This window comes from Streptomyces meridianus (assembly GCF_023703325.1).
GTDB lineage: Bacteria > Actinomycetota > Actinomycetes > Streptomycetales > Streptomycetaceae > Streptomyces > Streptomyces meridianus.
In genome coordinates, this window is the sequence record NZ_JAMQGM010000050.1 from 1 (window position 1) to 21,470 (window position 21,470).

The following is a 21,470-nucleotide window of genomic DNA, read 5'->3' on the forward strand; positions in this document are numbered from 1 at the left end:
TGCGCGCGGTGGCCGCGGCGGCGGTCCGTGCCTCGGTGTCCGTCGTGCTCGGCGCCCCGGGCCGGCAGGCCCTGTCGTTGCTGACCGCGGTCCGCGAGGAGCTGAGCGATCCGCTGACCCCTGTGCTGGCCCTCGGGGCCGCGGCCTCGGCCGTGGTGGGCTCGAGCGTCGACTCCGTCCTCGTCGGCGGGGTGATGGCCGGGAACGCCGTGATCAGCGGAGTCCAGCGGCTGCGGGCCGAACGGGCCCTGCACGGTCTCCTGCTGGGCGAACAGGTCACGGCTCGGCGGGTCGCGTGGACCCCGCCCCACCCGGCCGCAACCGGAGCCGACGAACGGGCCCGGTACTTCGAGGGCCTCGCGAGGGCACCCGCGAACGCTGTCCCCGCGTCGGCCCTCCGTGTCGGCGACATCATCGTCCTGCGGCCCTCGGACATCGTCCCGGCAGACGCCCGTCTGCTGACCTGCGACCGCCTGGAGGTCGACGAGGCGAGCCTGACCGGCGAGACCGGCCCGGTGGCCAAAAACCCCCGCGCGACCCCGGAGGCCGACCTGGCGGACCGGTCCTGCATGGTCTACGAGGGCTGCACGGTACTCGCCGGCACCGGGTACGCCGTGACCGTCGCGGTCGGCTCGCACACCGAGGCCGGACGGGCCGCCGACCTCGCCGGGCAGGCCACGACCCCGGCCGGTATCGAGGGCCGCCTGGCCACACTGACGCGGGCCGCTCTGCCCGCCGTGGGCATCGGCGGGGCCGCGGTCACACTCCTGGGGCTGTTGCGCGGCATCCCCGTGCGCGAGGCGCTGTCGTCGGGTGTGGCGGTCGCCGTGGCGGCGGTGCCCGAAGGCCTTCCGCTCGTCGCCACCGTCGCCCAGTCCGCCGCGGCGTCGCGGCTGTCCCGGCGCGGCGTGCTGACCCGCTCGGCCCGCGTCCTCGAGGCGCTGGGCCGGGTGGACGTGGTCTGCTTCGACAAGACCGGCACCCTCACTCAGGGACGGCTGTCCCTGGTGCGGGCGGCGGGTCTCGACCACGACCTCCTGCTGGGCAGCCCCGCGGCCCGGCGCCTGCTGCTCGCGGCCGCCCGGGCCTGCCCCCCGGGCGAGGACGGAGCGACCTTCACCCACGCCACCGACCGGGCGGTGGCCGACGCCGCCACCGAGCACTGCGGATCCGACGACGCCTGGTGGCCCACGGCCGAGCTGCCCTTCGAGGCCGGACGGGGCTTCTCCGCGGGCCTGGGGACCGACTCCGGACGCCCACGCCTGGCAGTGAAGGGCGCGCCCGAAGTCGTCCTCGCCCGATGCACCAGGGCGCTCAGCGGGCAGTCCGACGGGGGCGGTGCCGCCGTCCCGCTGGACGCTGCCCGTCGGCGCTCGGCCCACGACCTGGTCCAGCGGCTGGCCTCCGACGGGCTGCGGGTGCTCGCGGTTGCCGAGGCCGAACCGGCCATCGCCGGGGTCCCCGAGGGCGGAGTCCCGGAGATGATCCACGACTTGACACTGCTGGGGTTCCTCGCGATCGCCGACGCCGCCCGTCCCGGAGCCGCCGCCACCGTCAAGCGCCTGGAGGACGCCGGTGTGCGGGTCGTCATGATCACCGGTGACCATCCCACGACGGCCGCGGCCATCGCCCGTGAACTGGGCGTCCCGCAGGCGGACGCCGTGCTCACCGGACCCCGGCTCGACCGCCTCCCGGAGAACGCCCGCATCGAGCAGATCGCGCACACCACGGTGTTCGCGCGCGTCTCGCCCGAGCACAAGGTCCGCATCGTCCAGGCCCTTCAGCAGGCGGGCCGGGTGGTCGCCATGACCGGCGACGGCGTCAACGACGCCGCCGCCATCCGCCTGGCGGACGTCGGCATCGGGCTCTCCGCCCACGGCTCCACAGCCGCTCGTGCGGCTTCCGACCTCGTCCTGACCGACCCCGACCCGGCCCACATCATCGATGCCCTGGTCGAGGGGCGCGCCCTGTGGCGCAGTGTGCGGGACGCCGTGGCCATCCTCCTCGGAGGCAATGCCGGTGAGGTGGCCTTCACCGTCCTGGGCAGTGCGCTCGCCGGGCGGGCGCCGCTGGGCACCCGGCAACTGCTGCTCGTCAACCTGCTGACCGACATGCTGCCCGCGCTGGCGGTGGCGGTGGCGCCGGCCCGCAGGCCGAAACCGGGGGAGGATCCGCTCCTGGAGGGCCCAGCGCCCTCGCTGCTCGGTCGCGACCTGCTCCGCACCCTGGCGGTGCGCGGCGGAGCCACCGCTCTCGGAGCCGCCGCGGCCTGGTACTGCGCCCGGATGACCGGCCGCGCGCAGCGGGCGAGCACCGTCGGCCTGGCCGCTCTCGTCTCCACCCAGCTCGGGCAGACGCTGATCACCGACTGGCACAGCCCGCTGGTGCTGCTCACCAGCGCGGTCTCCGTCGCCGCTCTGGCCGGCATCGTGCAGACGCCCGGAGTCAGCCAGTTCTTCGGGTGCACGCCGCTGGGGCCGGTCGCCTGGGCCATCGTGGCGGTCTGCTCGACAGGCGCCACGCTCGGGGCGGCCCTCGCGCCCCGGCTGTTGTTCCGTGCGCCGGAGCCCACGACGGGCTGAACCTGCGGAGGAATGCGGCCGGCCGAGCCCGAACGGGCCCTTCCTCCGCCGTTCACCTGCGGGACACCCGCGCGAGGCCCCGCCTCCGCAATCGTCGGTTCCCGTGGAGGGGACAGCACCGTCCGCTCGCTCCCGCCGCCGGCGGAGCGTCCGAGAACCCCCGGAGGCGCGCGTGTCCGTATCCCTCGTCATCAGGCTCCCGCGTACACCGCTGCCCCTTCCGAGCAGGCGCACGCTGCGTCTGCTGTTCCCGCTCGCGGCACCCGTCCTGGTCGGCGCGGCCGAGGCGACCGGCGTCGGACTGCCGGGGCGCCTGATTCTCGGTGCCGCCCTGGGCGCCGCCGAGGACGCCCTGAACTCCTGAGCGCCCGCCACCGCCGCGCATCCACCGCCCGGCGGCCCCGACGCCGGCAGTGCGCCGCGTGGTGCCGTGGCCGGGCGGAAGTCATCGTTCCGGCCCGGGCGGCGGGCTCTGCGGCATAACGTTGCGGTGTGCCCCGACTCGAACTCCTCAGGCCCGACCACGCGCCGGCTCTGCTGGCCTTCGAACAGGCGAACCGCACCTGGTTCGCGGCCTCGATCCCCGACCGCGGCGACGACTACTTCGCCCGGTTCGAGGAACTTGTTCGTGATCGGCTGTCCGAACAGGCCGCAGGGCTGAGCTTCTTCCACGTGCTCGTGGACGGTTCCGGTGCCGTCCTCGGCCGTGTCAACCTGGTGGATGCGGTGGACGGTTCCGCCGAACTCGGCTACCGGGTCGCCCAGCACGCCGCCGGCCGCGGGCTGGCCACGGCCGCGGTGGTGGCGGTCTCCGCCCTGGCCGGCACGGACTACGGCCTGACCATGCTGCGCGCCGTCACCACACTCGACAACCACGCCTCCCGGACCGTCCTGACCCGCGCGGGATTCGTGCCCGCCGGCGAGGTCACGCTGGACGGCCGCCCGGGGCTGCGCTTCGTCCGCGAACTGCGCGAGGGTCCGAAGCAGCGGGACTACCGGACCGACGGCACCCCGGTCGTGCGGGCGGACACCACGTGACGTAGCCGCACGGCCGGTTGACGGACGAACGGCTCCTCGTACTGGATGATCAATTTCGAGGGGATGCCTGCAGGGGGTGCGGGGTGGGCGGCGGCCGAAGCCACCGCAAGACGGTCAGGCGGCGGGCTGCCGACCCTGGTTGTCGAGGTGGCAGCGGGCGGTCAGGCGTCAGGGTCGACTTCGGGGTGCGTGAACCGCACGGGCTTGCCCAGCGACCGGGCGTAGGCGATTTCGGCTCGGGTGCTGTCCCCGATGTAGTCGCCGACTACGAGCACCTCGTCAGCGAGCCGGATCTTCGCCCGGTGCAGATCGTCGAGTCGAACCTTCAGCGCCTGGGCCGCGACAGGATCGGACCAAAGTTCGTGCGGCGACTTCATGTCACAGCCCGGTTTGACGACAATCTTTCCGGCTTCGGTCTCCCGCAGATCGGCCTCGGTCATCTCGGTCATGAAGCGGGTGGAGCCGCAGATCACGACGATACGCGGGAGACTCAGCTCCTTCTTCGCGTCGGCGAGTTTCTCCTCGGGGGTGAGCAGTTGCGGGTATGACACTGGTTCCTCCTGGTGGTGCGGTCCAAGGAGTGCCTGCGGAGACGAGAACGAGGGTGTCCAAGATCGTTTTGTGACGAACGACGTGGACACCCTCGCGACAGCACTCTATCGACGACCGACGACATCCTGAAGGAGCATCCCGAGCCGGCGCCGTGGCGCCCGCCGGCCGGCATTACGCCCCGCCTGAGCGATGCCGAACCGGTCACCCTCGCCCTGATGCAGGCCCTACTCGGCTTCACCTCCGAGGCCGATGGCTCCGCCGTGTCCGTGCCCGCCTGCGCCACCTCTTCCCCTACCGCCCCAGCAGCCCGGCTACCACAAGCGGCTACGCAAGACCGCCGGTCTCATGCGAAGCGCCAACCGGATCCTGGCCGCCACCACCTCGGTGTGGAGCGACGACGTATGGATCGTGGTCTCCACCCCGTGGGGCAGCTCGACCTCGAACGGCACCGAGGGCGTACACCGGCGGTGTCACAGCCCGCGTCGTGCAACGCATCCTCGCGCTGACCGCCGCGATCCGGCACAACGACGCGACCGGACAAGCCGTCCTAGGCTCACTGATCGCCTGCGAACACTGACCCCTTGGAATCGATCACCAGGCCTTGCAGGCGAGGAGCTGGATTTCCTGGAACTGCCGCCGGTCCGTGGGTCCGGGCTCGGTCACCATGCGGGCCGACTCCACCAATCCGTGATCGCGCAGGAGCTCGGCGAGGCGATCGGGGGACCAGCGGTAGGCCGTCACCACCGTGTGGTCGTAGGCCTGCGTCTCGTGGTGGGGGCCGTCAGTGGCAGAGAAGCCGATCAACAGGTGTCCGCCGGGAGCCAGGACCCGGGCGAACTCGGCGACGACGGCGGGCACGTCCGGCGGCGGAGTGTGGATGAGGGACCACCGTGAGAGCACCCCGCCGAGTACGCCGTCCTCGATGTCCAGCGCGGCCATCGAGCCGACCTCGAACCGCAGCCTCGGGTTGGCTTCGCGAGCGAGCTCGACCATCACGGGGGAGGCGTCGACACCGAAGGCATTCAGCCCCAGCCCGTGGAGGTGAGCCGTGATGTGGCCCGGTCCGCAGCCGAGGTCCGCGACCCCGCCGTCGCCGTTCGTCCGCACCAGCTCCGCGAAGGCACTCAAGAGGGCGCGCTCCAGGGGACGGTCGCGCAGCTGGTCATGGAACAGCTGCGCGTAGGTGGGGGCGATGGCGTCGTATGCCTCGCTGGTGGCGCGATGGGTGTGGGATCCGGTCACCCGGAGACCTTAGGGCCGTGACCGGAAATGTTCACCGGCTCGCGACGACTGGCACGGCACCTCGCCGCGTTCTCGGACTCGCCCGAGTACTCCCCCAGCCTTCGGCCGGGAGGTGCCCCCAGGTACGAGGGCGATCCTCCGCCTTGCGATGCGTCCCCCGGGCCCCAGAGGGCCCGGGGAGACCCCATGCACCAGCCGCCGCGAGCATTCCGGCAAACCTTTCCGATCACGGCACCAGCGGGCGGAAATCGCGTGCGCCGCCGGTTCGTTCGGCAGTACGGTCCGGGCCATGAATGACGACGAGGACGGCTACTTCGGCGAGCACGTCGCGGCAACCTACGACGACGACTCGGGTCACGAATTCCAGCCGGAGGTCGTGGCGGCGACCGCGGACTTCCTGGCCGGCCTCGCCGGTGAGGGACGGGCCCTCGAACTGGCCGTCGGCACCGGCCGGATCGCGCTCCCGCTCGCAGGCCGAGGAGTCCCGGTCCACGGCATCGACATGTCGCGGGCCATGGTGCGCCGACTGCGCGCCAAGCCCGGCTCCGACGCGATCGGCGTGACGATCGGCGACTTCGCGACGACGCGGGTCGACGGCACGTTCTCCGTCGTCTACCTGGTCTTCAACACCATCATGAATCTGACGACGCAGGAGGCACAGGTGCAGTGCTTCCGCAACGCCGCGGCTCACCTGGAGCCCGGCGGCTGCTTCGTCGTCGAGACCGTGCTGCCCGACCTGCGGAAGCTCCCGGGCGGTCAGGACGTCGTGCCGTTCCATGTCAGCCCCACCCGGTGGGCGTTCGATCACTACGAGGTGGCCACCCAGGCGATGAGCTCGAACTACATCGAGGTCGCCGACGGGCGCGGTGCGTACCGGTCGATCCCCTTCCGCTACGTCTGGCCCGCCGAACTCGACCTGATGGCACAGCTCGCCGGACTGCGGCTGCGCGAGCGCTGGGACGGATGGACCCGCGAGCCGTTCACCAACGACAGCGGCGGCCACGTCTCCGTCTGGGAGAAGCCCGTGGACTGACGGCCGTCCCGGGTGCCGGACGACCCGTCCCTCCCGCGACTGCCCGAGGACCACGTCGACAAGGGAAAGAGGGGGCACGTGACCGTGGGCGGAGCGCAGCAGCGATGCCACGGTCGTCGTTCCGGCCGCGCCCCGCGTGAGCACCGCCGGCCGCAGCGGCCACCGGCTCTCCTTCCGGCAGCCCGGCCGCGGCGGACCGGTCACGGGCACGGGAAGGAGAGGAGATGCCCGGATCCGACGACGAACGGCTCGATGCCCTCCACACCCTTGATGCCCGGATGCACCGCGAGGACCCGCGGTTCGCCGACGCCCTCGCGGCCGGCAGGGCATGCCCGCCGCGCGAGTACCGGCACAGCTCGGCCTGGGTGCTGCTCGCGACCGCCCTCGTGCCCCTGGCCGTCGGCGCCCTCCTCGGCCACGGGCTGCTCCTCACGGGCGGCCTGGTCCTGGCCGGGATCGCCGGGCACCTCTTCGACTCCCGGCGCACCCGCCCACGGCAGCCGGGCCGGGGCCCGCCGTTCCGGTGAACCCCGCGGCGAACCCCGCGCCGCAACCCGGTGGAGCGCGGTGACCACGACAGGCTCCCGCCCCGGTGACCGCGGCCCGGGACCGGCACAGGAGGAACTTCGATGACCCTGCAGCAGCTCTATCTGGCGCTGCTCGTCGGCGGTGCCGTGCTCCTGGCCAGCATCGCCGCGGCCCGCATGGCGACCCGGCTCGGGCTGCCCAGTCTGCTGCTGTTCCTCGCCGTCGGGCTGGTGCTCGGCGAGGACGTCATCGGCCTCGACTTCGACGACGCCCAACTAGCCCAGGCCCTCGGCACGGCCGCCCTCGCCGTCATCCTCGTCGAGGGCGGGCTGACCACCCGGTGGAGCGACGTCCGGCGGCTGCTCGCGCCCGCCGGGGTCCTGGCCACCCTCGGGGTCGCGCTGTCGGTCGGCATCACCGCCGCGGGAGCCCACTTTCTGCTCGGCATGGAGCGGCGCCTCGCACTGCTCCTCGGCGCGATCGTCTCCTCGACCGACGCCGCCGCCGTCTTCGCCGTGCTGCGCTCGCTGCCGCTGCCGCAGAAGATCACCGGCCTGCTCGAGGCCGAGTCCGGGTTCAACGACGCGCCGACCATCATCCTGGTGCTGGTCTTCAGCGCCTCGCCGCGGGACTGCCCGCCCCCGCCGCGGTCGGCGCCAACCTCCTCTACCAGCTGGGCGTCGGCGCGGCCATCGGCATCGTCGCGGGACGGGCCGGGGTGGCGGCGCTGCGCCATGTGGCGCTGCCCGCCACCGGCCTGTACCCGCTGGCCATCGTCGCGTTCGGCATCGTCGCGTTCGCGGCGGGCGGGGCGGCCAACGCCACCGTGTCCGTGCCGCAGGGCTCCGGTCTGCACGGTGTCGCGCCGTCTTCGAGCTGCGGCTGCCCAGGCCGACGGTGGTCACCTTCATCGTCCGCGAAGGCGAGAGCATCGTTCCCCGTCACGACACCGTGCTCCGGGCCGGCGACGAACTGCTGCTGATCACCACCCCCGCGGTCCGGGACGCCGCCGAACGGCGCCTTCGTGCGGTCGGACGCCGCGGCAGGCCGGCCCGCTGGTTCGGCGAGCGGGGAGAGATCGAGCCGGCCGGCGCTCCCGGACGCGCCGGACGAAGCCCGGACGAACGCACAGTGATTCCGCCATCCGGGTGACCATCCGGCGATCCGCTCGTTCTGCTGGGCGTGAGCACACGGGAAGCACCAGCGAGCCGCCCACAACAGCCGACCGTGCGGACCGAGGAGGCCGAGGCCGTCCTCGTCGAGCACTATCCGCGCCTGGTGCGGCTCGCCTACCTCGTCCTGCCGTCCCGGCCGAACCGCAGCCGTCGGGTACTCACCGCGCACGCCGTCGTCCAGCGCTCGCTGCCCCACGGCCGTCACGGGGGCCCCGACGCCGACCCCGACCTGCTGGACGGCATCCCGGTCCAGCGCACCGAGACCCTCGGCACCACCGCACCCGGCTACGCCCTGCTGAGGCTGCGAGTGCTGCGCGCCGCCCTGGAAGCCGGAGCCCCGCGCCCGCGGTGGCGGCTCCCGCGCCGCAACCAGCTCCCGCCGCTCCTGCCGCACGTGTGGGGCCTGCGGCTCTTCCCCCGCTCCGGCGGCGCTGACGAACTCCTGCTCGACCAGACCCTGTCCGAGCTCTCCGCACCCGGACGCGCCGCCTATGTCCTGCGGGGCCTCGAACAGCTGGGCGACCGCGAGGTCAGACGCCTGCTCGGTGCGGCCGGCGCCAAGGACCCGCTGGCCGCACTGGCCGAGGCCGACCGGGTGGTTCCCCCCAGTGGAAGCCGGGACGAACTCCTGCTCGTCTCCGCCGAGTTCGACGCCTGCTCGCTCCAGGCCCGCCCCACCGACCTGCTGCGCCGCCGCTCCCACTCCCGGGCGGCCCTCAGCGCGGTCGCGGCCCTGATCATCTGCGGAACCCTGCTCGCCCTCCCCGCCGGCGGCTGGGGCCCGGACGGAGCGGCGGCCCCCGCCTACGCCCGCAATCCGGCAGCCGAGAAGGCGCTGGAACCGGCGGCACTGAAGAAGGTGGGCCCCGTCGCGTGGCGCACTTCCGACCGGCGTGGCTTCTCGGCCTGGCCCGCCCGCGGCAACCGGACCGGGGACCGGGCACTGCTGCGCCGCGCGCTCGCCGTCTGGGCCCGCCCGGGCGAGGACGTCCGGATGTCCGCCACCCCCGGAACCGCATCCGGGCCGGCTCCCGGGCCCGCCCAGCTGATCTTCGCGGGCGATGTGGGAGAGGCTGCAGTCGTGCTGCTGTACGACGGTCTGCGGGTGGTGCGCTACGCCGAGGCGGGGGACGGCCGGGCCGGGTCGGCCGTGCTCGACTTCGCCCGCACCGACGAGGCGGACGGCGCCTCCGCCGCCGCGCTCGTCGTCGGCCGGACCGACGACGGGGTCCGCTATCTCACCGCTCCCTGGGTGGTGCAGGCCCGGGTGCGCGACCTGCTCAGCCCCGACGAGCCCGCCCGTCCGCTGACCCGCACCCGGGACGGCGTGACGCGCGCCGTGAGCAGCCCGGCGACCGCCGACGAATGCCGGGCGTGGCCCGCGATCGAGATCCGCTCCGCGCCCGGGACCGCCGGCGGCGCGGTCCCGGGGCTCCTCACCGACCTCGGCGAACTGACCCCGGCGAACCTCACCTACGGCAGCCCCGAACGCGGCCCCGGCAGCGCGACGGACCCCGCCGCGCTCGCGGTCTGGGCCCGCACGGCGTGCAACCTCCCGGCCGTGCGCTCCATGGGCGTGCGGGCCGTCAACTCCTGGCGGTTCGCCCGGCAGACACTCCCCGAGGACAGCGGCACGGCCGCCTGGGTGTGCACCCGCGCAGCGACGTGGCGCGGTGCAGGAAGCCGGGTGCTGGCCCAGTTCCAGCCGCCCGGCAACCCGTCCGCACCCGGAACCGTGGTGGCCACCGCGGTGCACTCACCCGCCTGCGGGCCGCGTGAACCCCGGGTGCTGGCAGGCGTGTTGTGGAAGTCGCGCTCGCTCCACTGGTACGTGCTCGCGGCGGGCAGCCGGGAGGTCGCCTCGATCACGGTGTCCGGCGGCGTGAAGGGACACGCCCGGGCGAACGTGATCGCGGTGCCCGCCCGTAAGCCGGCCGAGTCCGAGCTCGACGCGCGCCTGCGGGACGGCTCCCGGCTGTCCGCCCTGCGGTGAGGGGCCTACGCGGTCGCTGAGTCCTGCAGACCGCGGGCGGGCCGGACCCGGTGGCGCCCCTCGTCTGCCGCGGGTGTTACTACGCGGGGGAGAATCGTCCGGTGCGCTTCACCTATGAGGAACCCGAGTTGCTCGCCCTGGTCCATCGCTGGGTCATGCCCGGACGGCGTTACCTCAGGCTCGGCGGCGGTCTTCTGCGCCTGACCGGATCGGAACGCACCGCGTTCACGAGCGAGTTGGGTGAGGCCGCCGCCGAGATCGCCCCGCGCGAACTCGCCGCGCTGCTCGACTGCGGATGGCGTGAACGCAGGACGGCAGCCTGGCTCATCGCCATCTCGGGGAGGACCGAGTTCCGCGAACGCCTGGGCGAACTCCTTACGGCCAGTGAGGTCTGCTGCACGGGCCAGGCGTACTGCATCGCTCTCTGCACTTTCGGCACACCGGCGGATGCCGGCCTCCTGGTGTCCTACCTCGACCGCTACCTGCGCCGCCCCGATCTCCACTACGACCAAGCGCCCGCTCTCGGGGCCCTGCTGCACCTCGATGCCAGGCTCGGCACCGATCGGGCATCACCATTCCTCGCGCCGGACGGCCTGTGGCGGCAGTGGCTCGACGGGCCGCCCCGGAAGACCGGCTGTGAGGACGTGGAGGACTACCGGCGGACCGTCGCCGGGCTGTGCGCCGTCGTCGACGAGGCGGCAGCGTACTGCTCGGCCGACCGGCGAACGGCGGGCCCGCCCTCCGGGCCGTAGCCGGGGAGCCCGTCCGTGGACCCGGTGATGGTGGAGTGGATGTGCTCCTTCGGCCGTCGGCTGCGATGCCGGCCCCGCCCACGCCTCCCCGTCGCCGGGGCGGCTTCGCACCGTTCACGACAAGCTCCAGTCGCTGAACTCCGCGGTGCCACGGGTGCCGTGACCGCCGTTGGCCGCGGTCATGAACCAGCCCACGTCCTGGTCCGCGTCCGCGCCCGGAACGGTGACCGTCCCGACGGTCAGCCACGTCGCACCGCCGTCGGGCGAGCACGACCCCGTGCAGGCGCCGTCGCGCTCCCGGACGAGCCGCAGCAGCACCGGGGCGCGCAACCCCGTGATGCGACGGTAGGCGTCCAGGTTGCCGCCGCCCGTCGAATCGTGGGACAGCACGACACCGTTGCCCGGGGTCACCGCCAGGTTCAGGAATCCCGGCGAGCCTGGGACATCCAACCGGTTGCGGACGACGATCCCGGCCCGCGCCCACGCACCCGTCTCCGCCTGCCGGTCCACGCGGACGGTCACCGTCGTCCCCACCCGGAAGGCGGCCTCGCGGTAGGCCGCCCCGAACTCAGCCGTCGCCTTCCACAGGTCCGCGCCCGCCCCGTCGACGGCGAACCGGCCGTCCAGCCGCCCGAACACCGCGGCGTTGTCGGTGAACGTCCGCCACTCCCCGCCGAGCGGTCCGGCGACGAACACGGTGCCCGGCTCGACGGTCCGCACCGGTGTCGTCCCCTGCGGGCCGTAGGTCACGCTCAGTTCGTACGGCAGCGGCCGGAGCGGGTCCGTGAGCGGACCGTCCGGAGCGGCGATCCGCCAGCGGGCCGTTCCCGTGCCGCCGGGCGGCACCTCCGGCAGCGAGCCGGGCCCCTGGGCCTCGGCGTCGAGGCCGGTGAGGCCGAAGCCGACCTCCCCGGTCGGGGAAAGCCCGTTGACGTTGCGGAAACTCGCTGTCAGCACCGCCGTTCCGCCGGGCACGAGCGCCGGCGGTTGGACGGTCACCGCCGTGCTGCCCTGGTAGGGCGCCTCGGCCAGTACCCGGTGCACCCGCTGCGCCGTTCTGTGCGCGTCGTTGACCGGCTGCACGGGGAACGGCGTGCGATCGCGCGTCCACGGCTCCTCGAGCGCGTACCAGTCGAAGGGCCGCGGTGCGCGGTGCTCGGTGAGTGCGTCCTCCAGCTCGTCCAGGTAGGCGCGCCACTGCGGCAGATGGAAGTCCGCGATCAGCCCGTGCCAGTCCCGGTTCGCGTAGTTGGCCAGCCGTCCGCCGTCCGCGGTGGGCCGGTCAGCCCAGGTGGTCAGGAGCGTGCGGGCGGTGCGTTCCAGCAGATCGGCCTCGGCCTCGCTCGAGGCGGCCCGGCGGGCGTCGCGCAGCCAGGGGCCGAGCAGGAACCGCCGGTCGGCGCCCGCGACGTCGTCGGCGAGACGCATGAGCTGCAGCCACAGCCGGGCCAGCACCCGGAAGGAGGACGCGTCGCCGCGTTGGAACGCCGCGCGCAGCTGGGGCAGCAGCTGCCAGGAGCGGTTGGCCACCGCCTGGCGCGCGGCGTCGGTGAGGTCGTGGCGGTAGGCGTCGCCGTCCCGCAGCTCCGGACGCACCCCGAGCAGGGCGGCGAACGCCGTGTCGAACGCCGCGGAGTCGAAGGCCGGGGTGTGGGTGGCGTAGTGGGTGCCGGACACCGCGGACAGATCGGGGCGCGCGGAGAAGATCGAGTCGTGGGGGCGACCGTCCCGGCTGCTGATGCGGTACGCGCTCTCCCGCAGCGCGGCGAACGCGGCGCGCGCCTGCGGGTCGGGGCCGCCGTAGCGGAAGGCGGCGTAGCGGTCGAACCATGCGCCGAGGTCCACCGGATCCTTCCGCCATGCCAGTTCGCTGAACAGCTCGAACGCCGCCGGGTCGCGTTCGGCCGACTCCGGCATGTACGCCGTGCCGGTCAGACTGCTGCCCGGCTTGTCGCGCCACGCGGTGAACCGGGCCGCCCACTGGTGGGCCTTGGCGCCGATCGTCGTCCGGCCGCCGAAATTCGGGATGGTGCCGAACGCGTACGGGACGCCGCCCCAGTCCGCCTCCCGGTCCGTCACCGTCTCCAGGTCGGAGAGGCCGTCCACGATCAGCGTCCGCTCCGGGTCCAGGGCGTCCAGCAGGTCGCGGCGGGGATTGGCCTGCCAGCCGAGGACCACCCAGACGGCGTCCGGACGTGCGGTGCGCAGCGCGGTCTCCACCGCGCGGGCCGCCTCCGGCACGGGCACGTTCCCCGGGCTGCCGCCCTCGTGCAGCAGGTCCATCTTGAAATGCCCCACGGGGCCGAAGAGTTGGTGCTGGTGGCGGTAGAAGGCGGCGGCGGCCTCGGCGAACGTCCCGTTGCGCGGGTCGAGCCAGTCGGGGCGGGGCAGACCCGACCAGGTGCCCTGCGGAACCGTGCGTGCCCCCGGATTGCGGTCGGCGAATCCGACGGGGACGGTGCCGAACCACCCGGGCAGGACCGGCGACATGCCGAGTTCGCGCAGCCGGTCCGTGATCCGCTGCCCGAGTAAGGTCCGCCGCTCCAGCAGCGCGGAGCCGACCGGGCCGCCGTAGCCGCTCAGGTTCTGCAGCAGCCACCACGGCTGGTGGGACGGTGCCGGGAGCCAGGCGCGGGCTTCCTCGTCGGTGTAGCCGAAGTCCTGGAGCAGCCGGTGGTGTACCGCCTCCTGTCCGGGCGTCACCAGTACCCGGTTGCAGCCGTGCAGGGCGAGGACGTCGATCAGCCGTTCCCAGCGCGGCCAGTCGGCGTAGGGCGCGGTGTACCCGTCGTGCGTGTCGTTCAGGGCGAACCGGTGCTGCACGGTGGCGGACCGCTCGAACGGGCTGCCGGGCGCCGGAAGGCGGGCGGGCAGCCGGAGTTCGCTGCCCGCCCACGAGACGTGCGCCCCGCACACGTACTTCAGGTACCAGTGGACACCGGTGAGCTGCACGCCCGGCCCGGTTCCCTCCACCTCCACGCAGCCGGCGGAACCGGTGACCCGGAAGCGGTCCGGCCCGCCGGTGAGGGTGCGCAGCACGAACTGGTCCGCGTGAGCGGGGAGCAGCCGCTCCAGCGCCGCCCGAGCCGGGTCGGGAGCGGTGTCCGGCGGTGGTGAGCCGACCGCGGTGCGGCGCCGCGGCAGCCCCGCGGCGGCGGTGGGGGAGGGGCGCAGGGCGCTGCCGACGCCGAGCGCACTCGTCGCCCCCAGCAGGGCCCGTCTGGTCAGGTCGGTCACGTGCGCTCCCCGGTGAGCGGCTGTTGCAGCGACAGGAGTGTGCGCTGTGCACGCTATTGACCGGAATGTGCGGCGGCAACGGGGCGCGCGCCGGGAACGTACGCGCAGCCGATGCGGCGGACCCTGCGGCCGGCCGTGGGACGAGGGCGCCGAGGGCCCGCCCGTCGTCCCCGTACGCGCGGCCCCGCACGACGTCGACGAGCCGGTCACGGGTGTGGGGGCGGGCAACCGGACGGGCGAAGGAGAAGACGTCCCCGGCCGGCTGCCCGGGGACGACGGCCCCCGCCGACGTGGGTACAGTGCGCGCTCACGGCCGGTGCCACCGGCCGGGCCGGTGACCGGCGGAGACGAGGAGACGGACTGCGGATGCGTATCGGACTGCTGGGCACCGGACCCTGGGCCGGGAGGGTCCACGCCCCCGCCCTGGCCGGGCACCCCGGCGTCGAGTTCACCGGGGTGTGGGGCCGCCGGACCGAGGCGACCGAAGCGCTGGCGAAGGAATCCGGAACCAGGGCGTACACGGACGTCGAGGCGCTGTTCGCCGACTCCGACGCCGTCGCGATCGCCCTGCCGCCCGATGTCCAGGCGGAGTTGGCGGTTCGGGCCGCGGAGGCAGGCTGTCACCTGCTGCTGGACAAGCCGGTCGCCACCTCGGTCACCGCCGCCCGGCGGGTCGCCGACGCGGCCGGCCGGGCCGGGGTGGCGTCGGTGGTCTTCTTCACCCTGCGCTTCGACCCGGCCGTCGCGGAGTGGGTCCACCGGCAGTCCGCGGCGGGCGGCTGGTTCACCGGGAGCGTGGCGTGGCTCGGCGCGCTGTTCTCCGAGGGTGCCGACAGCCCGTACGCGGCGTCGCCGTGGCGGCGGGAGAAGGGCGCGCTGTGGGACGTCGGCCCGCACGTCCTCTCGGTCCTGCTGCCCGTCCTCGGCGAGCTGACCGGCCCGGACGCGGTGACCGCCGTCGCCGGCCCCGGCGACACCGTGCACCTGGTGCTGCGGCACGACGGCGGCGCGTCGAGCACGGTCACGGTCAGTCTGACCGCCCCGGTTGCGGCGGCCGGGAGGGCGGTCGAACTGCGCGGCGCTGCGGGCACCTCCGTGCTTCCGGAGCAGCGGGAGGACGGTGTCGTGGTGTTCCGGAGGGCCGTCGACGCGCTGACGGACTCCGCCCGCAGCGGCGTCCCACATCTGTGCGACGTGCGGTTCGGGGCGCGGGTGACGGAGATCCTGGCAGCCGCCGAGGCGGCGCGGGCGACCTGACGCAACCGGCGCACGGGAACGCCTGGGGCACACGTCAGCCGTGCAGCACCAGGTAGGGGGCCAGGGCGAGCAGGGTCGCGACCAGCGCGAGCCTGAGCACCCGGGCCGGGAGCGCGCGGGCGAGGACCCAGCCGACGAGGACCCCGGCCAGTTCGGGAACGCCGACCACGGCCGCGAGCGTCCAGTCGACCGCGCCGTGGGCCGCGTACCCGGCGGTGCCCACCCCGGCGATGACCACCGACTGGGCCTGGGAGGCGGCGAGCGCCGACAGCATGGGCAGGTGCAGGGCCACGAGCAGGGGGACGGTCAGGACCGGGCCGCCCAGCCCGAACATGCCGCTGACCACGGCGACGCCGACGCCGACCGCACCCGTCGCAGGCAGCCCCGGAACGATCGCCGGGGCCGGTCCGCTCTCCGTCGCGATGCGGTGCCGCCACCACACCAGGCCGGCGACGAGGGCGACGAACACACCGAGGAGTACGCCGAACACCCGTCCGGGCACCAGTGAGTTGAGCAGCACGCCCAGGGGTGTGCCCGCGACGGCCGCTCCGCACAGCACGAGGGCGGTGCGCCGGGTGCCGGCCTCGCGCAGCTGCCCGGACCGGGTGTAGGCGGCGGTCGCGAGGACGCCGGTGGCGAGATTCGTGACCATCGCGGTGCCCGCCACCCGGGCCGGATCCTGCCCGGCGAGCGCGAACAGCCCGACGGTGACCAGCACTCCGCCCGGTCCGACGGCGGTGATACCCACCCCCGCGGCGAAACCGCAGAGCGCGAGCAGCATCAGGGCGAGGGTGCCGGGATCACTCAAGGGCCCTCCCGATCCTGGGGTGTTCCGCCGGACGTGCCGGTTCGGCGGCTCGGCGTCCGCCGGGGCTCCGGCCTCACCCGGCCGACGCCGGAGACCGCCGTGCGGGAGACCGACCCTAGAGGCCCCGCCGCACCCCGCGCGAGACGTCGAAGAGGAACATTGCGTACTTATATAAGTTGGCTATACATTTACATGGTGGATGCAATGAATACCGGCGGTGGTGCCGGACCCCCTCGGGACGACGGCGGTATCGACGGCCTCAGTACCGCCCTGGAACGCCTGGCCAGCTGGCTGCGGCGGATCACGCCGCGCGGCGAGTACGACCTGGTCGCCATGTCCACGCTCGACGCCCTCGCCGCCGAGGGCCCGCAGCGCATCTCGGACCTCGCAGCCCGGGAGCGCATCAGTCAGCCCGGTATGACCGGCGTCGTCACCCGCCTCGCCGAGGCCGGGTTCGTCGAACGGCGCCCCGACCCCACCGACGGACGGGCCGCCCTGGTCACCGTGACCGACACCGGACGGACCCACCTGGCCGCACGCCACGCGGCCCGCGCCGCAGTACTCGCCGAGCAGATCGGCCGGATCCCCGAGGACCACCGCCGCGCCCTGCTGGCCGCGACCGGAGCCCTCACCGAACTGACCGCCTCCGCACCCCACGACACCGACGACCACAAGGACGCAACGGCATGACCGAGTCGGAGACACTCACCCCGGCGGCGGCGACGACCGCCGCCGCACCCGACCCCCACGCCCCCTCCGGGAGCCCGTTCCGGCAGCCCAAGGCGGTCTGGGCGGTGGCCTTCGCCTGCGTGATCTCGTTCATGGGCATCGGACTGGTCGACCCGATCCTGCCCGCGCTCTCCAGCAAACTGGACGCCACCCCCAGTGAAGTCACGCTGCTGTTCACCAGCTACCTCGTCGTGACCGCGGTCGCCATGCTCGTCACCGGCTGGATATCCAGCCGGATCGGCGCCAAGCGCACCCTCGTGGCGGGCCTCGCCCTCATCGTGACCTTCTCCGCCCTCGCCGCGGCCAGCGGCGGCATCAACGGCATCATCGGCTTCCGTGCCGGATGGGGCCTGGGGAACGCCCTGTTCATCGCCACCTCCCTGGCCGTCATCGTCGGCTCCGCCAGCGGCGGCTTCGCCGGCGCGATCGTGCTGTACGAGACGGCACTCGGCATCGGCATCGCCACCGGCCCCCTCCTCGGCGGACTGCTCGGCGACATCAGCTGGCGCGGCCCCTTCTTCGGCGTCTCCGTGCTCATGCTCATCGCCCTGGTCGCCACCGTCGTCCTGCTGCCCGCCACCCCCGCACCGCCTCGCCGGGAATCGCTCAGCGAACCCGTCCTCGCGCTGCGCCACCGGCCGCTGGCCGTCACGAGCCTCACCGGCCTGCTGTACAACTGGGGCTTCTTCACCATGCTCGGCTACTCGCCGTTCCTGATGGACCTGGAAGCGATCGAACTCGGCTGGGTGTTCTTCGCCTGGGGCCTGCTGGTCGCCTTCTTCGCGGTCTTCGGGGCCCCGATGCTGCGCCGCCGGTTCGGCACTCCCCGAACCCTCTACGGCAACCTGGCCTTCATGGCCGCGGATCTGGCGGTCATCGGCGTCTTCCCGGACCGGCCGTGGGTCGTCATCGGCGCGGTGATCGCCGCCGGTGCCTTCATCGGCGTCAACAACACCCTGGTCACCACCGCCGTCATGAGCATCGCCCCGGTGCCGCGCCCGGTCGCGTCCGCCACCTACGGCTTCGTGCGCTTCATCGGGGGCGGCCTCGCCCCGTTCGCCGCGGGCAAGCTCGTCGAGCACTACAACGAGCACGTCCCCTTCCTCCTCGGTGCCGCTGCTGTGGCCGCCGGAGCGTTCCTGCTGGGCACGGTGCACAGGGCGCTGGCGGACGCGGATGGCGCCTGAGCCCCCGGGGTTCAGCCCGCGCGGTCGGCGACGGCCTGCTCCAGCTCGGCCAGGGTCGGCGGATTCGCCCCGGTCCGGCTGCAGTTGACGGCCGCCGCCACCGTGCAGCGCGTGAGCACCTCCCGCAGTCCCTCCGGTGACGACGGCACCCCACGGGCAGCGACCGCGTCGAGCAGGGACGCCTGGAAGGTGTCGCCGGCGCCGATCGTGTCGACCACGGTCGTCCGCGGCGCCGGCACCCGCACCTGCGCGCCGGCGGTCACGGCGAGCGCCCCGTCCGCACCCAGCGTCACCACCACCAGACGCGGTCCCTCCGCGAGCAGCAGCCGCCCGGCGTCGGCCGGGGCCAGGCCGGCGAACAGCAGGGACAGGTCCTCGTCGCTGGCCTTGACGACGTCCGACACCCCGGCGAGCCGCAGACACGCCTGACGGTAGGCGGCCCGGTCCGGCTGGACCGCGGGACGCACGTTGAGATCGGTCACGACGGTACGCCCCGGGGTCGAGCGGAACTCCCGGCACAGTTCCAGCACCCGCGACGCCCCCGGTTCCACCACGGCGGCCAGGGACCCGGTGTGCAGCACCGCCGTGTCCGCCGGCACCGGCAGCTCCCGCGGATCCCACGCGGTGAGGAAGTCGTACGTGGCCGCCCCCGCGTCGTCCAGGTAGGCGAGGGCCAGCGTGGTCCGGCCGGCCTCGCTCGGCGCCCGGCACACGTCCACACCGGAACCCTCCAGGTGCGCCCGGACCAGTTCGCCGGGCGGATCGTCCCCCCAGACGGTGACCAGCGTGGCCGGGCGTCCGAGCCGATGCAGTCCCACCGCGACGTTGGCCGGACTGCCACCCGGCACCGGCACCACGTGCCCGGCACCGCGCCGCCAGATCAGGTCGACGAGACTCTCGCCGACCACGGTCACCCGTGAACCGCCGTTCAAGAGGGGCTCCTTCCGTTCCGCGCCGAACCGGCGTGCAGACCGTCGTCGCCGCACCCGCGGACGACCACGCCGACGGTACCCAGGAGTGTGCGGGCAGCGGCGCGGGGGAGCCTGCCCAGGGGCGCCCGGCGCCCGGAAAGACCCCGGATGCGAGGGTCAAGAGGGCGTGCCACGGTGGGAAGGAACCGTCGTCCGGGGAGTCAGGGGTGTTCACCAGGACCGAACGGTCCGGTCCCGAGGCCCGGTTCGACGCCGTGAACGACCGAGACGGATCGGTCGGCCCCCACCGACGGAAGGACCGCCATGACTGCGCCCACCACTGCTGAAGACATCCTGCGCGAGGTGGCGACCGGAGACGCCCCGGTCCTCGAGACGCTGGCCGAGATGCATCTCGACACGTTCGAGCGCTCCGGGCTCGACGCGCGCACCTACTTCCTCGTCCGGCTCGCCGCGCTCGTGGCCATGGAGGGCGCTCCCGCGTCGTACATCATGGCTCTCGCCACCGCGGAGGAGTCCGGAGCCACCCTCGACGACATTCGCGGCACCCTCGCGGCCGTCGCACCCATCGTGGGCAGTGCTCGGGTCGTCTCCGCTGCCAGCAACGCCCTTCGCGGGCTCGGCATCGCCGAGATGGCGGCCGAGCGGGAGACGGAGGGCCGCGGCTGACCGGCACGCCTGTCCGGAGCTCATCTCACCGCACGGCCGGGCGCGAGATCGCCATCTCCCACTCACGCCCGCCGTACGGTGAGGTGCAGGGAATGCAGCGGCCGGTGCGGCTGAACCCGGCCGACCGGTACATCGCCTGCGCGCGGGCGTTCTCCCCGTGGACGTACAGCCGCGCCCGTTCGACGGGCAGGGACCACGACCACGCGAGCGCCGCCTCGAACAACCGGTGCGCCAGCCCGGTTCCGCGGCCGTCGGGACGGACGAACACACCCACCAGGTGCGTCTGGAGGAGTTCCACACGGTTGCCCAGCGGGGAGACCGTGCCGGGGCGTTCGACGAGCGCGGTCACCGTGCCCTGCCAGACGCCGTCCGTGTCCTCGGCGACGAACTGACGCGCCGAGTCGCCCTCGGCGCTCCGGGACGCACGGTCCTGCCAGAAGGCGTCGGACTCCGCCGCGGCAGCCTCGTACGTCTCGAGGAAGGCGATCGGGGCGGTCGGGTCCCGCAGCGCAGTGAGGCGCAGGTCGCGCACCTGCCGCCACTCGTCGGCGCGAACGGGTCTGACAGTGAGGTCCATGTGCGGATTCTTCGCGCGGCGGGCGGGCGCGGCAACGCATTTCTGCCGGTCGCAGCAGCGGCGGGCGCCGGCGCGCGGGAGAGCACCGGGTGCCGGATGCCGCCACCGCGGCCCCGGGGCGCGGCAGCCGACGGGCCCGATGACGGGGCCGGGGCGTTGCCGGCCCGGCCGCACCTTCGGCGGCGTCCTGCGGATCATGCACGCCCCGCCAGTGCGACGTGTCACAGACAACACCCGAGTCGTTGTGGCAGCTTCAACTCCACTACTTCTCAACAGGGTTGCTGCGCATCGAGGGTGAGGCCGGATGAGCACGTCGGAAGTCATGGCACTCGACCAGGTGGTCGACACGGACCGCTATCCGCTGACCCGGCTCGACAGCCCCGGGGGACAGCACGTCCTCGCCCGCGCCCGCCGCGAACTGGCCGCCGACGGCTGCACCGTGTTGCGGAACTTCATCCGGCCTGCCCTGCACGACATCCTGCGCCGGGAGTGCTCCGCCTTCGCCCCCCGAGCCCACACCGACGTCGCCACGGTCAACGTCTACAACACGGCTGTCGACGCCGACCTCCCCGACGGGCATCCCGGCCGCGTCTCCTTCGACCGGGGCAACGCGTTCGTCCCCCGGGACCGCATCCCCGGGACGGCGCTCATCAGCCTGCTCTACTCCGACGTGTCGTTCCGGCGCTTCGTCGCCCAGTGCTTCGACCTGCCGGAGCTGCACGAACTGGCCGACCCGCTGGCCGGGCTGGTGCTGAACGTCGTCGAGCCCGGCATGGAACACCCCTGGCACTTCGACACCAACGAGTTCACCGTCAGCATGCTGACCCAGGAGGCCCAGGCCGGCGGTGTCTTCGAGTACTGCCCGAACATCAGGTCGGCACGGGACGAGAACTTCGGTGACGTCCTCGACGTGCTCCGGGGACGGGGCGAGCGGTCCACCCGGCGGCTCGTCCTCCGGCCGGGGGACCTTCAGCTGTTCAAGGGACGCTTCTCACTGCACCGGGTGAGCCCCGTCGAGGGCAGCGAGGCACGCCATTCGGCCATCTTCGCCTACAGCGAGCGCCCGGGGGTGATCGGCAGTGTGGAACGGACCCGGCAGCTCTTCGGCCGGGTACTCTCCGAGCACCTGTCGGCCGAGGGCCGGGCGGTGCGGGGCGACCGCCTGCTGGACTAGCGGGCGCG

At 73.7% G+C, this 21,470-nt stretch carries 18 protein-coding genes and 2 pseudogenes; 14 read left to right on the plus strand and 6 right to left on the minus strand.

What is annotated here, in order from left to right; all coding sequences use genetic code 11:
- From M1E25_RS22310 to M1E25_RS22320, 3 genes are all read left to right on the plus strand, one after another.
- Positions 1–2,582 (plus strand): cation-translocating P-type ATPase (locus M1E25_RS22310; RefSeq protein ID WP_251418513.1); only part of this gene is annotated, 2,582 nt, incomplete at its 5' end.
- A gap of 172 nt (positions 2,583–2,754) precedes the next feature.
- The gene (locus M1E25_RS22315) at positions 2,755–2,946 is read left to right on the plus strand and encodes a hypothetical protein (protein ID WP_251418515.1); all 192 of its coding nucleotides are present in this window, start codon (positions 2,755–2,757) and stop codon (positions 2,944–2,946) included.
- A gap of 128 nt (positions 2,947–3,074) precedes the next feature.
- Positions 3,075–3,620: a GNAT family N-acetyltransferase gene (locus M1E25_RS22320; protein WP_251418517.1), complete on the plus strand. Its 546-nt coding sequence runs from the start codon at positions 3,075–3,077 to the stop codon at positions 3,618–3,620.
- 161 nt (positions 3,621–3,781) lie between these two features.
- Here M1E25_RS22320 and M1E25_RS22325 read toward each other — a convergent pair whose 3' ends face one another.
- Positions 3,782–4,171: a hypothetical protein gene (locus M1E25_RS22325; RefSeq protein ID WP_251418519.1), complete on the minus strand. Its 390-nt coding sequence runs from the start codon at positions 4,169–4,171 to the stop codon at positions 3,782–3,784.
- Positions 4,172–4,241: 70 nt separating this feature from the next.
- Between M1E25_RS22325 and M1E25_RS26015 the strand changes: the two are divergent.
- A pseudogene (locus M1E25_RS26015) lies at positions 4,242–4,595 on the plus strand (IS982 family transposase); the annotation flags it as partial.
- Positions 4,596–4,763: 168 nt separating this feature from the next.
- On the opposite strand, the gene M1E25_RS22330 reads toward M1E25_RS26015, so the two are convergent.
- Positions 4,764–5,414, minus strand: a complete 651-nt coding sequence (locus M1E25_RS22330; RefSeq protein ID WP_251418521.1) for a class I SAM-dependent DNA methyltransferase — start codon at positions 5,412–5,414, stop codon at positions 4,764–4,766.
- A gap of 289 nt (positions 5,415–5,703) precedes the next feature.
- Between M1E25_RS22330 and M1E25_RS22335 the strand changes: the two genes are divergently transcribed.
- From M1E25_RS22335 to M1E25_RS22355, 5 genes and pseudogenes are all read left to right on the plus strand, one after another.
- Positions 5,704–6,447 carry a class I SAM-dependent DNA methyltransferase gene (locus M1E25_RS22335; RefSeq protein WP_251418523.1) on the plus strand — a complete coding sequence of 248 codons (744 nt, stop codon included), beginning with the start codon at positions 5,704–5,706 and terminating at the stop codon, positions 6,445–6,447.
- Between the two features lie 224 nt (positions 6,448–6,671).
- Positions 6,672–6,974, plus strand: a complete 303-nt coding sequence (locus M1E25_RS22340; protein WP_251418525.1) for a DUF3040 domain-containing protein — start codon at positions 6,672–6,674, stop codon at positions 6,972–6,974.
- Between the two features lie 102 nt (positions 6,975–7,076).
- Positions 7,077–8,127: pseudogene (locus M1E25_RS22345) on the plus strand (cation:proton antiporter domain-containing protein).
- Between the two features lie 75 nt (positions 8,128–8,202).
- On the plus strand, positions 8,203–10,143 hold the full coding sequence (locus M1E25_RS22350) for a hypothetical protein (RefSeq protein WP_251418527.1): 1,941 nt from the start codon (positions 8,203–8,205) through the stop codon (positions 10,141–10,143).
- Positions 10,144–10,244: 101 nt separating this feature from the next.
- A complete protein-coding gene (locus M1E25_RS22355; protein WP_251418529.1) occupies positions 10,245–10,895 on the plus strand; it encodes a DUF6000 family protein in 651 nt (216 codons plus the stop codon).
- A 114-nt stretch (positions 10,896–11,009) separates the two neighbouring features.
- On the opposite strand, the gene M1E25_RS22360 is transcribed toward M1E25_RS22355, so the two are convergent.
- On the minus strand, positions 11,010–14,132 hold the full coding sequence (locus tag M1E25_RS22360; protein WP_251418531.1) for an alpha-N-acetylglucosaminidase: 3,123 nt from the start codon (positions 14,130–14,132) through the stop codon (positions 11,010–11,012).
- Positions 14,133–14,498: 366 nt separating this feature from the next.
- On the opposite strand from M1E25_RS22360, the gene M1E25_RS22365 reads away from it, so the two are divergent.
- Positions 14,499–15,389 (plus strand): Gfo/Idh/MocA family protein, encoded by an 891-nt coding sequence (locus M1E25_RS22365; protein WP_251418533.1) that lies wholly within the window; start codon positions 14,499–14,501, stop codon positions 15,387–15,389.
- Positions 15,390–15,423: 34 nt separating this feature from the next.
- Here the strand turns inward: M1E25_RS22365 and M1E25_RS22370 are convergent, their stop codons facing one another.
- Positions 15,424–16,197 (minus strand): sulfite exporter TauE/SafE family protein, encoded by a 774-nt coding sequence (locus M1E25_RS22370; protein WP_251418535.1) that lies wholly within the window; start codon positions 16,195–16,197, stop codon positions 15,424–15,426.
- 204 nt (positions 16,198–16,401) lie between these two features.
- Between M1E25_RS22370 and M1E25_RS22375 the strand changes: the two genes are divergently transcribed.
- Both M1E25_RS22375 and M1E25_RS22380 read left to right on the plus strand, forming a co-directional pair.
- Positions 16,402–16,887: a MarR family winged helix-turn-helix transcriptional regulator gene (locus tag M1E25_RS22375; protein WP_251418569.1), complete on the plus strand. Its 486-nt coding sequence runs from the start codon at positions 16,402–16,404 to the stop codon at positions 16,885–16,887.
- Positions 16,884–18,113, plus strand: a complete 1,230-nt coding sequence (locus tag M1E25_RS22380) for an MFS transporter (RefSeq protein ID WP_251418537.1) — start codon at positions 16,884–16,886, stop codon at positions 18,111–18,113. The genes M1E25_RS22375 and M1E25_RS22380 overlap by 4 nt, the downstream gene beginning before the upstream one ends.
- An 11-nt stretch (positions 18,114–18,124) precedes the next feature.
- Here M1E25_RS22380 and M1E25_RS22385 read toward each other — a convergent pair whose 3' ends face one another.
- On the minus strand, positions 18,125–19,045 hold the full coding sequence (locus M1E25_RS22385) for a carbohydrate kinase family protein (RefSeq protein WP_251418538.1): 921 nt from the start codon (positions 19,043–19,045) through the stop codon (positions 18,125–18,127).
- 303 nt (positions 19,046–19,348) lie between these two features.
- Between M1E25_RS22385 and M1E25_RS22390 the strand changes: the two genes are divergently transcribed.
- Positions 19,349–19,711, plus strand: coding sequence for a carboxymuconolactone decarboxylase family protein (locus M1E25_RS22390; protein WP_251418540.1), 363 nt, complete (start codon positions 19,349–19,351; stop codon positions 19,709–19,711).
- Between the two features lie 25 nt (positions 19,712–19,736).
- On the opposite strand, the gene M1E25_RS22395 is transcribed toward M1E25_RS22390, so the two are convergent.
- Positions 19,737–20,288, minus strand: coding sequence for a GNAT family N-acetyltransferase (locus M1E25_RS22395; protein ID WP_251418542.1), 552 nt, complete (start codon positions 20,286–20,288; stop codon positions 19,737–19,739).
- A 304-nt stretch (positions 20,289–20,592) separates the two neighbouring features.
- Between M1E25_RS22395 and M1E25_RS22400 the strand changes: the two genes are divergently transcribed.
- Positions 20,593–21,462 (plus strand): HalD/BesD family halogenase, encoded by an 870-nt coding sequence (locus tag M1E25_RS22400; protein WP_251418544.1) that lies wholly within the window; start codon positions 20,593–20,595, stop codon positions 21,460–21,462.
- The last annotated feature ends 8 nt before the right edge of the window (positions 21,463–21,470 follow it).

Bases quoted from the DNA above. Each gene is read 5' to 3' on its own strand.
- M1E25_RS22395 (WP_251418542.1), bottom strand. From the start codon at position 20,288: ATGGACCTCACTGTCAGACCCGTTCGCGCCGACGAGTGGCGGCAGGTG.
- M1E25_RS22400 (WP_251418544.1), top strand. From the start codon at position 20,593: ATGAGCACGTCGGAAGTCATGGCACTCGACCAGGTGGTCGACACGGAC.
- M1E25_RS22390 (WP_251418540.1), top strand. From the start codon at position 19,349: ATGACTGCGCCCACCACTGCTGAAGACATCCTGCGCGAGGTGGCGACC.
- M1E25_RS22365 (WP_251418533.1), top strand. From the start codon at position 14,499: ATGCGTATCGGACTGCTGGGCACCGGACCCTGGGCCGGGAGGGTCCAC.
- M1E25_RS22375 (WP_251418569.1), top strand. From the start codon at position 16,402: ATGAATACCGGCGGTGGTGCCGGACCCCCTCGGGACGACGGCGGTATC.
- M1E25_RS22335 (WP_251418523.1), top strand. From the start codon at position 5,704: ATGAATGACGACGAGGACGGCTACTTCGGCGAGCACGTCGCGGCAACC.
- M1E25_RS22380 (WP_251418537.1), top strand. From the start codon at position 16,884: ATGACCGAGTCGGAGACACTCACCCCGGCGGCGGCGACGACCGCCGCC.
- M1E25_RS22340 (WP_251418525.1), top strand. From the start codon at position 6,672: ATGCCCGGATCCGACGACGAACGGCTCGATGCCCTCCACACCCTTGAT.